This is a genomic window from Gottfriedia luciferensis, from assembly GCF_001712755.1.
Taxonomy (GTDB): domain Bacteria; phylum Bacillota; class Bacilli; order Bacillales; family Bacillaceae_G; genus Gottfriedia; species Gottfriedia luciferensis_B.
Genome location: NZ_MDKC01000003.1, coordinates 210877 through 225999, shown reverse-complemented (window position 1 = coordinate 225999; position 15123 = coordinate 210877). Strand labels below are relative to the sequence as shown.

At 33.0% G+C, this 15123-nt stretch carries 10 protein-coding genes; 1 reads left to right on the top strand and 9 read right to left on the bottom strand.

The window, feature by feature from the left end:
- Positions 1 to 4: 4 nt before the first annotated feature.
- The 4 genes from BED47_RS05525 to BED47_RS05505 all read right to left on the bottom strand — a co-directional run bounded on the left by BED47_RS05525 (position 5) and on the right by BED47_RS05505 (position 7386).
- Positions 5 to 1522 carry a chitinase gene (locus tag BED47_RS05525; protein ID WP_254664550.1) on the bottom strand — a complete coding sequence of 506 codons (1518 nt, stop codon included), beginning with the start codon at positions 1520 to 1522 and terminating at the stop codon, positions 5 to 7.
- A gap of 63 nt (positions 1523 to 1585) precedes the next feature.
- The gene (locus tag BED47_RS05520) at positions 1586 to 3883 is read right to left on the bottom strand and encodes a glycosyltransferase family 2 protein (protein WP_091022946.1); all 2298 of its coding nucleotides are present in this window, start codon (positions 3881 to 3883) and stop codon (positions 1586 to 1588) included.
- Positions 3884 to 4262: 379 nt separating this feature from the next.
- The gene (gene galU, locus BED47_RS05510) at positions 4263 to 5138 is read right to left on the bottom strand and encodes a UTP--glucose-1-phosphate uridylyltransferase GalU (protein ID WP_069032772.1); all 876 of its coding nucleotides are present in this window, start codon (positions 5136 to 5138) and stop codon (positions 4263 to 4265) included.
- 1561 nt (positions 5139 to 6699) lie between these two features.
- Positions 6700 to 7386 carry a winged helix-turn-helix domain-containing protein gene (locus tag BED47_RS05505; RefSeq protein ID WP_069032771.1) on the bottom strand — a complete coding sequence of 229 codons (687 nt, stop codon included), beginning with the start codon at positions 7384 to 7386 and terminating at the stop codon, positions 6700 to 6702.
- Positions 7387 to 7558: 172 nt separating this feature from the next.
- On the opposite strand from BED47_RS05505, the gene BED47_RS05500 reads away from it, so the two are divergent.
- Positions 7559 to 8512, top strand: coding sequence for a PstS family phosphate ABC transporter substrate-binding protein (locus BED47_RS05500; RefSeq protein WP_069032770.1), 954 nt, complete (start codon positions 7559 to 7561; stop codon positions 8510 to 8512).
- Between the two features lie 69 nt (positions 8513 to 8581).
- Here BED47_RS05500 and BED47_RS05495 read toward each other — a convergent pair whose 3' ends face one another.
- From BED47_RS05495 to BED47_RS05475, 5 genes are all read right to left on the bottom strand, one after another.
- Positions 8582 to 9547 (bottom strand): phosphotransferase enzyme family protein, encoded by a 966-nt coding sequence (locus BED47_RS05495; protein ID WP_069032769.1) that lies wholly within the window; start codon positions 9545 to 9547, stop codon positions 8582 to 8584.
- A gap of 79 nt (positions 9548 to 9626) precedes the next feature.
- Positions 9627 to 11180: a response regulator transcription factor gene (locus BED47_RS05490; RefSeq protein WP_069032768.1), complete on the bottom strand. Its 1554-nt coding sequence runs from the start codon at positions 11178 to 11180 to the stop codon at positions 9627 to 9629.
- Complete coding sequence (locus BED47_RS05485; RefSeq protein WP_069032767.1) at positions 11158 to 12987, bottom strand: sensor histidine kinase; 1830 nt, start codon at positions 12985 to 12987, stop codon at positions 11158 to 11160. Before BED47_RS05485 ends, BED47_RS05490 begins: the two co-directional genes overlap by 23 nt.
- A 399-nt stretch (positions 12988 to 13386) precedes the next feature.
- Positions 13387 to 13581 (bottom strand): hypothetical protein, encoded by a 195-nt coding sequence (locus BED47_RS05480; RefSeq protein ID WP_069032766.1) that lies wholly within the window; start codon positions 13579 to 13581, stop codon positions 13387 to 13389.
- Between the two features lie 237 nt (positions 13582 to 13818).
- Positions 13819 to 15090: an ABC transporter substrate-binding protein gene (locus BED47_RS05475; protein WP_069032765.1), complete on the bottom strand. Its 1272-nt coding sequence runs from the start codon at positions 15088 to 15090 to the stop codon at positions 13819 to 13821.
- Positions 15091 to 15123 lie beyond the last annotated feature (33 nt).

Genomic DNA, 15123 nt, shown 5'->3' with positions numbered 1-15123 from the left:
ATCATTATTTGTTAATTTCCTTCAACACTTTCTTAATTTCATCTTGAGTCAACTGTTTCCATGGTTCTGCATCATCATTAGCCAGGGGTTTTTCAGGATTTTCATCTTTGTTCCACCATTTTGCCTCATACGGGATGCCATTAAACATTACCCGATCACCACCATTATAGACTTGTCCTTCTTCCCATTCCTGATAGGTTCCTTTAGGCAAGCTAACTATTGGCAATGGTTTTTCTCCAGGCAATACCGGACCAACAAGTTCCCAAGGAATTGTATTTTCATCCAAGATAGGTGCATCAGGAGCATCTCCTTTTGTCCACCATTTTGCTCTATATACATTGTGTCTCCAGACAACACGAGTACCTTTTAAATAGGTTGTCGATTCACTCCATATCTCATATGGGGAAGTTTTCGGATCATCCGGCTTATTCAAATCTACGTTCGTTACATCTGACTTGGTTGTCCGTTTTGCATCACCAGAAACACTACCATTCATATTCTCTTTCAAAATCGTTGCAAACTCTTGATTGTTTTGTCTAACACCACTGTAAAAGTTAGAAACACTTTGAATTCCAACACTATTCTCACTTGACTTCCTGTCACGGTTTGCTGACCACATAGACAATCGTCCTAAACCATTATCTACGGCAAATTTATTCAGCTTAGCAGCATCTTCTAAACTAAAAACTTCACCTTGGATATCATTTTGGCCAATCATTGGTGTTGCGCCTAGTTTTCTCCATAACGCTTTATCACTCAAGTTAACCCCTTGTTTTTGATAAATAATCCTTAGTTGGCGATGAGTTTTTTTCAAGGCATTAATCGAATTGTCTGCCATAGAAAGTGCTGAATTACGACTTTCTCCATAATTCATTGTCATAATATTGACGCCAGCTAAGTCTACTCCAGCTTTCAATAATGCTGTTACAGCATCCGTACCATCCTCAGTCAAACCTTGCGGGGTTACTGGTAATGTTACCCAAATTGCTAAGTCTTTTTTATCTTTTTTTCGTTCTTGCTGCAATTTTGCCAAAGCTTCCCCACGAAGTTTAGCGGCATGCATATTTGTCAATCCTTCTTGCTCTAAATCCACATCAATCGTATTCAGATCATAACGCTTTACTACTTTTGCATATGCATTTTTCATTTTTCCAACATCTGTTGTTGTAATTCCTAATTCCGAATTGGATAAGCCACCAAATGAAACAATGACTTCCCCACCTTTTTGTCGTAGGCGAGCAATTCTACGGTCCATATCTAAATCCTCAGATGCCTGATCCAACGAATAGGCGCCTCCCCAACTAGGAACAGCACTATTTTTATTCTCAGCTGTTATGAAACCAAGCACAACATTACCATCGACTTTTTCAAATTCATATTGCGGTGTCAGTGTAGCATCGACATAAGCGGCAAACCAAGGGCTCGATTCTACTGCTGTTTTTTCTGTTTTTTTTGTTTTTTCTATTTTACTAACTACGACTATATTATCTCGATAAAAATAACTTGCTCCTACAGCTACCACAACTAAACATACCAACATTAAACGCGGTATAGACAATTTCTTTTTATTTTGCATAATCTTTAATCATCCTATTTTTTTATTGCTGAAATTAAGTTTATCTTCAACTTCAGTTGTCTCTGTATTTTCCATTTTGCCAAGTGAAATACTTAATGGGACTTCTGTTCGACCTTTATCATCACCATAGTATAAAACCGATTGCCAATTGATTTCTGATTGATTTTGTTCAACTTTTTCAGTTTGCTTAGGTTTTACTTCTACGAATATCCATTCTTTAAAGTTATGAACTAAATCCACAAGCATATTGACAGGTCCGATAAATATTAATGCAGCCCACCCACAAGTAAAGGCGTTAAAAAAGGAAAATAAAGCATTTGGCCAATTTCCGAGCATGAAAGAGCGATAGCAAATAAAAATAGAATAAGCAATAATAATGATTGGCGCTAAGATATATAGTGTTGGCGTGCCAGTCCGGTCATTAACCTTCGGTGTTCGTGCAAAAGGAATTTTTTCACTTGTTAATAACTGTTGGATTGACTTTAGTACTCCAGCCAAATTAACAGCCAACAAGATTAAATTGAGACCATAAATTCGGAAGATGTCCATTCGTTTATAACGATTGTATTTTAAATCACTCGCCATAGCAGTAAAGTAAGGGACAGCTGCTCCAACAATAAAAATACTCAATAAACGATCGTCAAAGGGATAAGCTAATAGGAAGATTAAGCCAAAACTAGCCCAAGCAATAGATGCCATGTAATTGACTCGCAACAAGATTTCCATTAACTTGATTGGATTCCCTTCTTGACGGCGTTGGCGAATAGTAGCAAATAGTTTCGACATAATGATTAATCCACCATTTGCCCAACGACGACGTTGAATAACTAAAGAACCGAAATCTGGTGGAGTTGCTGAGTAACTCATACGCTCCGGATAATTCGCTAAGGTCCAACCATTTTTTTCTAAATCAATACTAGACTCCGTATCCTCAATTACTGTACGGTCTTGGATAAAACGGCGAATTTTAAATCCATTTACATATTCTGTTTCAGCAATTTCCTCGATTGCACGTTTACGAATAACCGCGTTCGCCCCTACCCAAAAAGTCGCGCCATAATACGTTGTTCCTTGGTGTAAGGTATGTTGAATATCTGTTGTAGCACCAGCAATTCGTTCAATTCGAGTTGGACATCCACGGAAAGAAGAATAAGGAGTTTGTGTTACAGCTACATTTTCATTTCCTTCTTGATTCAATAGATAGACCAGACGTAAACAATACTCTCTTAGCAGAATAGAATCGGCATCAAGCGTTAGTAAAAATTCTGTATCTGGAATTACTAAATCTGCTTCTGCCTCTGAAGATACTCTCTGCAATACTTTACCAGCTGGTGTTTGGAGAATCTTGTAGCTCCCTCCCATTAAATCAATATAAGAGTTAAGATTCATCGCTTTATTGGCTTCATCAGATAAAGAAACAAACTGTTTTCGTTGGAAATACCCTACTTTTCCGGTAAAAATCCATACTAATCGAGAATAAAACTGATAGATCCGTTCATAGCTCATGTAATAATTTTCTTTTGTAGATTTCTCTAATGCTACTGCTGTTACATCTAATTCATCAGCTAAAGCTCTTAAAACTTGATTATTAAAGAAATCATCTACATGAGTCTCCGAAGGTTCTTCATCAGCAAATTTATTAATCCATTTGGCAGCATATTTATATTGCTTTATTAAATCATTTAAAGTAGAAGAAGTGATTTCTCCTGTTTTGTTATATGTATTTTCAAAATCGTCACGAGCTTTTGCTAGCTTTGTATAAGGGACTTCCAAAAGCTCTGTTATTTCTTTTGCAAGATTCATAGTTGCTTGCAATTTTTCCCTTTTTTGCGGATCTGTTGGATTCGGCTTATCATCAATCAAAAGTTGTACATTAATTTCCGGATATTCTTGTAAAACAGCTGATAGTAATGTTTTGCGAATAACGTCAATCTCTTCATCATACGAAGGAACCAAAACAGTAATTCCTGGTTGATTCTCAGAAAAATAAGCAGATAAGGTTTCCCGTGGGACCCGAGTATGCTCTTTAAATCGAATCAATGCCCCTTGTCTAGAATAAAGATACATCAATGCGGAAAAACATAGTGTCGTAACAATCAAAATATATAATCCTGCTTCAACGACTTGTTTAAAACTACCATTCCCATTATGCAGTTGATCAAAAATTGTGGATGCTACATAAAGCAGCCAAAATCCAATCGTAAACAAAATATAGATTCGGTTCAATGTCAATTTTGCAGTGGATGGTTTTTCATGCACTCTTGGTAATGGTTCCAAATTGCTTTCAGTGTTAAATTGTCTTTTCATTTTGTTCATCCCTCTTGTTAGTCAACTCCCTATTTTAGGGTAAATAAAAAAATACAATGTTTTAACTATTTATGGGTGGGCAGATTAATTTGTCACGTCAAAAATCTCCCATCCTATTCCGAATAAACTCTTTTCCATTTTTACCGGAGTTTAAAAAAAGAAAATTGGGCCTTTAGGATCTTCTAACTTTAAAATAATAGCAATAATAATATGAACTGGTAATAGTAGTATAAGACCCAAAAAAGCGCCAGATAAATCCACTAAGCGCTTAGTAAATAAATAGATCCTTCTTTTTTCAATTGTTTCTTTCGATAAGAGTGGCTTTAGAAGCATATTCTGATTGTTCAAATCTCATTGCTTTCAAACTAATCTTCCATCCTTATTTAATATTTACTGTTAACATATCGTGTAAATACTTCAATAAATCTTCTCTAAGTTCTTCATTCTTTAATGCAAAATCAATCGTCGTTTTAATAAAACCTAATTTCTCTCCAACGTCATGGCGTTTCCCTTCAAAATCATATGCAAACACACGTTGAATTGAATTTAATTTTTGAATTGCGTCTGTTAATTGAATTTCGCCACCTGCACCGATATTTTGTTCTTCTAAATACATAAAAATTTCAGGTGTAAATACATAACGACCCATGATCGCTAAATTAGAAGGCGCTGTACCTGGTGCTGGCTTTTCAACAAAGTTTTTTACTTCGTATCTTCTACCCTCTTGCATAATCGGTTCTACAATGCCATATCGATGCGTTTCTTCTTCTGGTACTGTTTGAACACCAATTACTGAAGAATATGTATTATCATATTGGTCCATTAGCTGCTTTAAACCTGGTGTTTGTGCTTCAACAATGTCATCACCAAGTAATACTGCAAATGGTTCGTTGCCGATAAAATTACGCGCACACCATACAGCATGACCTAATCCTTTAGGTTCTTTTTGTCTTATGTAATGAATGTCGATATTAGATGGAGCTTTAACTTGTTCTAATAACGCATATTTTTCTTTTTCTAATAAATTTTGTTCTAGCTCAAATGAATAATCAAAATGATCTTCAATTGCGCGTTTTCCTTTACCTGTTACGATAATGATATCTTCAATTCCTGATGCAATTGCTTCTTCAACAATGTATTGAATTGTTGGTTTGTCTACGATTGGTAGCATTTCTTTCGGCATTGCTTTTGTTGCAGGTAAAAAGCGTGTCCCTAAACCCGCTGCTGGTATAATCGCTTTTCTTACTTTTTTCATTTACAAATTCCCTTCATTGCTTTCTTTCCCCAAATTAATAAAGTTTCCACTTCTATATTCATGTGAGTAAATGAACAAGAAGAAACTCTATTTTCTTTTAAAATAAATATGATTTAGAGCATCGAACCCGTACTGATATTCAAATCATTTCACAAGTGTGTGATGACTTGTAATGATCTGCTTAGACGCTAGTTGTCAAAGGTATTAAGGAACATCAAACAGAATCTCATCATATTGTTCATGCTTTTGTACAATTTAAATTTAATTGATTAATAACTTCGTCGAAAATAGATGGACTCCTAATAACGACATTGTATGTTGATCAATTGAATATTTGTATGCATTTGATTATTCTGACAAATGAAAGAATCTTTTTGTTTCTTTTTGGTTAACTAATAATTGAGTTGAAGATTGATAAATTGGGGTTATAAATAAATAGCTAATGACTCCTGTAATCCGTTTATTATTCTATTAAAATATACCCTCAGATTCAACAATGCCAAGTATAACAATTACTTAACAAAAAGTTAAGTAAAAATTAACCTATAAATAGAAAGTTTTAGTTAAATTTACCATAAAACAAAACTTTTTGTCGATTTTTTTACTAATTTATGGAAACCCTTGTAAACCGGTCTATCATTTTTGTTACATTCATTAATGAAAATTGTAACAATAGATATTTTTCTAGAATAATTAATACGTTATAATTTGAATAATAATTAATGAAATGATTAAATTATCTTTTTTACTTTTTCAGTAAAAATCTCTAGTATATTTCAACTTTTTTGTTATACGATAATTAGCATATAAATACACTGTATTAAAACAGACTGAAAACAAATTAGTCAGTCATTTAAATCAAAAGGAGTATTGTTAATAATTAGTGGAGAAGAGCGTAAAAACATGATTCAACTTTTGGAATTAACAAAAAGATTTTCAACTGAGGACTTATTTTTCCTGATTTAGAGCACCTTTACGACACAGATTATACGTTTATGTTACATCACGCTGAGTTGATTTTATAACTTTGGTTTACTGAACTTATAAAATAAAAAGCTAAGTGTACATCCTTATTTGGATTCACATAGCTTTTTCATTTGCCAATTTTTCGAACGTTAATGCTGTGTCTAATTACTTATATACCCTCTTTTTTTCAAATTTACAAAAAACAACAAAAGTCCTACTCCTTCGACTATATTCCTCAAATTGAGACAAAAAAATTAAAAAAGATTATATACGATGCATCATTTTGTTATATTAAAATCTTAATATTACCATAATATGGTAAATAAACAAATTAGGTATTTTTGTTGTTTAAGTTGCGAAAGCGTATAAATCCACCCGCTTTTAACTTAGTTTTTTGGTCTATTTGGGTTTATACATAAAAAAATTTTTTTCTAATTTTACTAAAAAAGTTATCTCTTATTATAGAAAAAAACTGCTTTTAAATAAAAACATATATTACGAATTCCCTACTCTCCTCAAAGCTCTGCCATATAAAAATAAAAAAGCTAAATGACATCCTTAAAAAAGAATGCACCTAGCTTTTTTACACACGTGTTCAATTAACAAGCGTTTCAAACCGATACCCTTTTCCCTTAATCGTTTTAATATATTTAGGATAATTCGGAAGTTCCTCAATTTTATGTCGTAAACTATGAATATAAATATCAATTAATCTTCTATTTTTATAAACAGAAATGACATCCATTAATTCTTCTCTTGTTACAATAAAGCCAGCCTTTTTTATTAAAAAAAGTAAAATTGCATATTCTCTTCCATTTAATTCAATCCTCATTTTGTTTTTATAAACCTCTTCTCGATTTAAATAGAAGGAAATCTCGCCAAAATTCAAAACTTTTTCTCGGTCTTCTTCAATTTTTTCGTTGCCTGCCCTCCTCATTACTGCTTTTATTCTTGCGGATAAGTCTCTAGGATGAATCGGATATTTAACATATTGATCCGCTCCCGCTTCAATGCAAATCGCTGCTTCGTATGAATCGTAAGTTTCAACTAATAAGATGATTGGTATTTCTGTTATCCGTCTTATTCTCATGATTAATGGAATAAACTCGTCCAAAACTTGGCTTTTCATTAATACTATGCAACCTTTTAAGAAACCTAAATGAGTTTCTTCATTAAATTCTCCATATCGATATGTGCTGATTTTAATTAATCCGAATTGTTTACTTTGTTGAAGCACATGTTCAATCTCGTTTTGATCTTGGATGATGACAATTTGCTCCACCGTATATCTCTCCCATTTTTTACTGTTTATACGGTCATTTTAATTGGTTATTAACAAAAAAGGGGGACTTTCACTATACCTTTACAAATTCTTTACGTTGCGTTAAAAGCAAGTTAATCTTTGTGGGATATTGTAAGAAATGTAGCAAAAACAACGAAGGGGGAAACTGTAGATGCATCATAGAAAAATACTTTTATTAGTCGTCGTAATCACAGCTATGTTATCTTTAGCAGCTTGTGGGATTGCCTATCATCCTAATTCAAATACATCAGAAAAACAATTAACTGGTAGCATACTAATCGATGGTTCTTCTACCGTTTTCCCGATTATGCAAAAAATAACGAAACAATATAGATCTGCACAACCTGAAGTAACTATTTCATTAGGTAATAGTGGTACAATTGATGGCTTTAAAAAATTCGCAAATGGCGTAACAGATATAAATGACGCATCTCGCCCAATAACAAATAAAGAAGATGCAATCGCTAAACATAATAACATTGATTATATTCAATTAAAATTAGCTTACGACGGTCTATCAGTCGTAGTAAATAAAGACAATGATTTTGTTAATCAATTAACAGTTGAACAATTAAGAAAGTTGTGGTCAGTAAAAAGCAAAATAAAAACATGGAACGAACTAAACTCAGCTTGGCCAAAGGAAGAAATTAAATTCTTCAGCCCTGGTACTGAGTCAGGAACTTACGAATACTTTAATAAAACCATCTTAAATCAAACTGGCGAACGGAAAGATGCAAAAACGTCTGAAGATGACAAAAATCTTGCAGTTGATGTTGCTAGTGAAAAAGGTGCAATTGGATACTTTGGTCATGCTTACTATGAAGAAAACAAAGACAAATTAAAAATCGTACCAATCATTAATCAAAAAACAGGTAAAGCAGTGTTACCAACTGAAGAGACAATCAAAAATGGGACTTACCCACTTTCACGTGAACTCTACACATATGTAAATATAGACTCACTTAAACGTCCTGTCGTTTTGGACTACTTGAAATTTGCTAATGAAAATACTCCAATATTAGCTGAGCAAGTTGGTTATATCCCATTAGAAGATGATCAATATGAAAGCAATATTAATAAGATCGAAGAAGCTAGACATAAATAAACTTACTTACCCCCCATTTAAATATAAAAAAAGCTACGATTGTGTTTGAATCGTAGCTTTTTGTTTAATTTATAGTTCAATTATCGTCTTCTTATTAACAATTCTCTCTTTAAGTTCTTCACAAAGTTCAATAACCCTTTGCGTTTTCTCTTCATATTTCATATTCAATACATGATAAAGCGTAAGATCACGACATTTTAAAAATGAAGGAATTCGGCTATACCATTCTTCATCTAAAACATACTCGGTTTCATAACCTTTTCGAAAGATTTCTAACTGTCTTTTTGCGAATTTAGATTTTTCTTCAAATGATGCCTTACTACCCCAAGCAGTATAATATAAGACGATTGCGATATCTGAAATGAAATAATTATATTGCAAATCATCGAAATCAAAAGCCGTTATTTCACCTTTATCATTTACGAAGAAATTGTGGAGATGTAAGTCACTATGAATTAATCCATATGAATCTTTCTTTCTTTCATAAGCTTGGATTTCTTCAATTAAATCCTTCGTAAAAATGCCAAGTTCTTCATCAGCTAACATTTCATTTAAATACGCTTCTTCGTCCCAATGCTCACGAAGGTTTGTTACAGGGTAATCCACTGTTAACGCGTGAAGTTTTCCGATCGTTTTTCCCCATGTGTACATTAAGTCATCATTCCACACAGCTGGGTTTGTACGATCTACTAATTGCCCGTCTGCCCATTCAAACATTGATGCATAAAAACTCGTGCCATCACTTGCATGTTGGACTTCTACTAAATTACCGTTTAAGGACGTTAAAGAACCTGCTGCATTTGCTCCGTTTTCTCTAGCATATTTTAAAAATTTAAGCTCTGCCTCAATTTCTTCCTTTGAGCGATGAGATGAATGCGTTAATCGTAAAATGCGATCCGTTCCATCTGCCAGCTTACCTTTAAATAGATAGTTCTCAAATTCTCCGACTGGTTTTTCATCTACTGTAATACCAAATTGTGCTGCTGCATTCGTTAAAATTTCTTTTGTAAAAACACTCTCAACTGCCTGTTCCATTTTTTAATCCCCCGAAACGTAAGAATAAATATCTAATTACTTATTCCTCAGTTTCCAAGGATTTCCTGCAACTTTTTTACTAATCATTCATATTTCGGTATTCGTTTGGGGTCATCCCAACGATTTTCTTAAACACTTTTCGAAAGTATTTGTCATCCTGATAGCCAATTTTCCCAGCTATTTCATAAATTTTCAAATTGGGGAACTTCAATAATTCCTTTGCCTTTTCAATCCGAATTGAAACAATATAATCTGAAATATTCACACCGTAAATTTGTTTAAACTTACGGGATATATATTCACGACTTAAATAAAATTTCTCTGAAAACTCCTGGAGTGAAATTTCTTCGGCATAGTTAAGCTGAATATAATTGGCGATTGCTTCGATACTATTTAGTTCTTGGTTCGTTTGATTTTTCTCTTGAATGATTGATTGTACTCTTTCCCTTTGAGTCGCTACATAATCACCAATTTCAAAATGCCCTCTCGCATTCCAGAACAATTCTAGATTCACTTCCTGAATGGTTTGAAGCGATAGTTTATTTATCCAGTGATTAAGGAAAATTAGAAACTCCTGATGTAATGAAAGTAACTGTGCAAAAGGAAGATAATTCTTCTGTGCGATTCGTTTACTAAACAGTTGAATGACTTCATCGTAAATATAAATATCCTGTTTCTCAACCATTTGTTCAAATAAGTTGATGATTTCTACTAGATTAATCGGATGATACTCTTTTATATCTTCATAAGAATAAACTGGCACATCTCGCTTTTCTAAAATATTTACATGCTGTAGAACATTTACAACTTCCTCATACCCAGACTGGATCGATTCAATTGTTAACTTTCTACTGATTGCAAAGTGAAACGGAAAAGGCACTACTGTCGATAAAATTTTTGCAATATGTTGGATACTGTCAGTGACTTGTTCTCCCCAATATATTAAACAAATCTCCTTTGTGCCTTGTAAATTACGAAATGCAATTCCTCCATTTTGACTTTGAAGAACTTCATTTACAATATTCAATAGGGCAAAAAAGCATAAATCTTCTGGCCAAATATCTTTGAATGTCTCTAGATTTCGTAATTTTAGTAAAGAAACATGTAAGTTTTGCCCTTCTTCATATCCTAATTGGTTTAGCATATTCTGATTAAATTCTTTACCGTAAATTGCATTTGTTAATTGTTTATCTCTGTAAACAGGTAAAACTTCCTGCAGCAAACGAAAATCATTTAACGCATCAATTCTCTCTTTTTCTTTTTCATTCCAATCTGATACAACTTTTACTAAAGTTTCATTCAATATATCCGGATCAATTGGTTTCAATAAGTAATCAGACGCACCGAACTGAATGGCTTCTCTCATATAATGATAGTCATCATATCCCGTTACAACGATTACTTTGCAATTAATATTTTCTGAATGAAGCCACTTTAATAATCCTCTACCGTCTAGCTCTGGCATCATTAAATCGGTAAAGATAATTGTCGGTCTTTCCTTTCTTATGATGTCTTGAGCAATCGCTCCATTTTCTGCTTCTAATATTTCAGTAACACCAATTGCATCCCAATCTGCAAGAAGTTTTACACCTTCTCGTACATGCTTTTCGTCATCTATTAGTAGAACCTTCATGATTAACTTCTCCTCTTGTCATTTCAATCGGTAAGATTATCGTTACAACAAAGTTTTCATGCTTCACACTTTCTATTTTTACTTCTGCTTTTTTACCATAATAAAAATGAAGGCGATCAGAAATATTTTTTAACCCGATACTCTCGTTCGTATTTAATCCATCTTCTGATAGCGACGAATTGATGTTTTCTAATTCCTCTTCTGTTGCACCTTCTCCATTATCAGCAATGACTATTTTTAAACGATTATCTTGTTGTCTATGAATCGAAATATTTAATTCACCAAGCTTTTGTTGCTTTTCAAAGCCGTGTTTAAAGAAATTTTCTACGATTGGCTGTAAAATCATTTTTGGCATTTTTACTTTGTTTAACCCTTCATCCACTTCCAGGTTATAGACAAATTTGCCATCATATCGTTCATTTTGAAGCGATAAATAATCTTTTATATGGTTTAATTCATCCTTAAGCGTCACAAAATCCTCATTATTTTTCATGCTATATCTCATGATTTTCGATAGTGACATAATTAATCGATACACTTTAATTCCGTCATTTTTTAGTGAAAGAGTTCCAATTGACTGCAAGGCGTTGTATAAAAAATGCGGATTAATTTGAGACTGAAGTACTTTTAATTGATTTGTTTTATTTTCTATTTGAAGCTTGTACTCTTTTATATATAAATCATTTAACGTATCGACCATTGAAGTAAAATGTTTACCTAACTGCCCAAACTCATCATTTCCTAACGTATCAAAGGAAACAGCAAGTTCTCCCTTCTCAATTCGCTGCATATCTCGAATTAAGATTCGTATTGGTCGTGTAAATCTAAAGGATACGATAATTGTTAAAATGATGACTAATAAGACTGAAATCGCTCCTAGTGTAACTGTAATTTTTAATAATTGATTCGAATTATGATAGAGATTCTTATAAGGAATGCTTTTAATGACCGTCCATTGTTGATGATTACTTGTGATTTTGTCATACACATAAACACCACTAAAGTCCTTATCCTTCCAATCAAAACTTGCTTCACCCGATCGATCTGAGGTTATTTTTTTATACCATTTTGTTTCTAGCTTTTTACCAATTAGTCTTTTTTCAGAAGAATACAAAACAACATTCCCATCACCAACAACGAAAAGATGTTCCTCTCCTTTTTTATAAATTCGATCGAAAATCTCTTTAATTCTACTTAATTCAATATCAATCGATAAGAAACCTAACCATTGGTCTGAAGTAACATTATTCAAAAAATAATGAAATGATACAACCTGTTTAACTGGCTCGATTCGAAAATCGGATAAATTATTATAGTTTTGAATCGGATGAGTCGGTTGAATATAATACGAGTCCCTCGAATAACTTAAATTTCGATATGCAGGAATTTGATTAAAATTATACAATTTCCCACGACTACTCACCTTTGCATTGTAGACGGTGTAATCATCCTTACCTTTCGTTAAATACAAATGTAACTGCACGAACTCTCTTCTAGAAAAATAAAGTCCTAATAAACTACGTTGAATTTCAGCAGAATTTTGTTCGATGTAAGCAGTAGCACCATTTTCTAACACAGACAAAAACGGTCTATTACTATAAATGGACAATGGAATACCGTAAATCTCATTATAATAATTCAATAAATCATTCCCACTACGCTTCAATAAATCATGGTTTGTATTTACAAATTCCTTTGTTACCGTGTTTTTTGTATAAAAATAATTTGCGATAATTGATAATCCAAAAGGAATAATCGTGGCGATTAATAATAAGATTATTAGCTTACTTCTAATACTGTTTTTCATGATAACATCCTTTGCGGAAACGTTTGCACTTTCTACTATCTAGTTTATCAGAAAGTTTAAATTTTAAATATAGAAAACTGGAGGTTAGCTCTTATTCTTGATACGTGCAAGAGGGGTTCATTTTAATGGGAAGGCTTTTTCGCGTGTCTACTAAATGAGATAAACATAAACTTTTTTTCCAAGGCTTTTATGATAATTCGCTTCCTTCTTTGACTAACCTGCCAAATACATAAATAAAAAAGCAACCGAATGGCTGCTCTTGTTGTTCAACTTAATCACGTCGATAGTGCAAGAAATGATATTCTTATTGCAAATAATATGTTACCAATTTGGATTATTTAAGGACTTGTGTTCATCGACATTCCTTCCATCGTCTTTGGCTAGTCATTAATACACTGGTTATTCAATACATATTATTCGACCATCCACACGACAACAAAATACACCTCTAAACTCAAAACAATCAGTAGGATCTAAATTTTCAATATCGTCTTCATCTAGCTTTCTAAGTTTATTTAGTATTTCTTGCATTCGTTGTATATCTACCTTTGTCACCTTATTTCCACAAGAGCAATTACATTTTCTCTTTTTCATTTAAAATCACTCCTTTATTTCAAATATATGTTCGAAATGAAGGAGGGCTTGTACAAACTACTATTAATGAAAAAAAGAGTCTAAAAAATTTATTAACTTTTGTACTTAGATCGATCTTATTCGAAATACTAATTTATTCCTTAACAGGGCATAAAAAATTAAAAACCCACAAGGAATTAATTCCTTGTGGGTTGCCTTAATCTATAGGGTATTTCAGGGAAGCCTAAAATTAAGAACTTATTTTTTTAATTTCATCCAAGTATCTTCAAGAGATTTTAACATTTCATCAGCAGATTTTTGCTTTCCAACGTAAGCTTGCATTGATGCACCAAACTCATTTGTAGCGCCATCTGGGTATTTGAACCAGTTCCAAGATAATGTTTTACCTTCAGCAGAGTATTTTTGTAAGTCGTCTGCGATTGGTCCTAAGTTTTTACCTTGAATTGTTTTTAAAGCAGGGATGAACTTGAATTTTTCTACAATGTATTTCTTACCTGTATCAGAAGTAACCATCCACTCTAAGAATTTCTTAGCTTCTTCTTTGTTTTTAGAGTTTTTGTTAACTACCCAGTTATTTGGTACTCCCATTGGTAATTTGTCCATAGCTGCTTTGTCATCGTTGATTGGAATTGGTAACACACCTAAGTTCATGTTTGGAGTAATTCCATCAATCATACCTTGAATCCAGTTACCTTGTTGGATCATAGCAGTTTTACCTTGAGCAAAGTTTGTAACTTGAGTGTTGTAATCAGTTGTTAAAGGATTTTTATTTCCGTATTTGATTGTTAAATCAAATAGTTTCATAAATTGTTTAAATTTCTCGTTGTCTTGAATTTTCACTTTACCTGAATTTACATCAGCCATGAATTTATCTGGATCTTGTTGTTGAGCGAAAGGAATATTTAATAAGTGAATTCCTAGAATCCACCACTCACCGTATCCAACTGAGAATGGTGTGATACCTGCTTTTTGAAGCTTTTCAGCTGCAGCAGTTAATTCGCTTAACGTTTTTGGTGCTTCAGTAATACCAGCTTTTGCGAATAAATCTTTATTGTAAATAAATCCATAACCTTCAGTATTCATTGGCATACCGTAAAGTTTGCCGTCAATTGTCATTGGTTTTTCAGTTCCTGGATATAAATCTTTTACCCATGATTGATCAGAAAGATCTTCTAATTTATCTTTCCAAGTTACTGCTTCTTGGAATCCACCGTTGTTAAAGATATCAGGCTCGTTACCTGAAGCAAATTGAGCTTTTAATGCAGCACCGTAGTCAGCACCGCCACCAACAGTTTGAATTTTAACTGTTACATTTGGATTTTCCTTATGGTAATCCTTCGCCATTTGTTCTAAATCTTTCGCAATCTCAGCTTTAAACTGGAATACGTTTAATGTTACTTTTTTATCCTTTGAATCATTTGAACCTTTGTCTGAAGATCCTCCAGAACAAGCAGAGAATAACATCACTGAAGTTGTTAATGCTGCTGCTACCTTTAGCATCTTTTTCATCCTAAAAACCCCCGTCTCAATATTCTATATTTT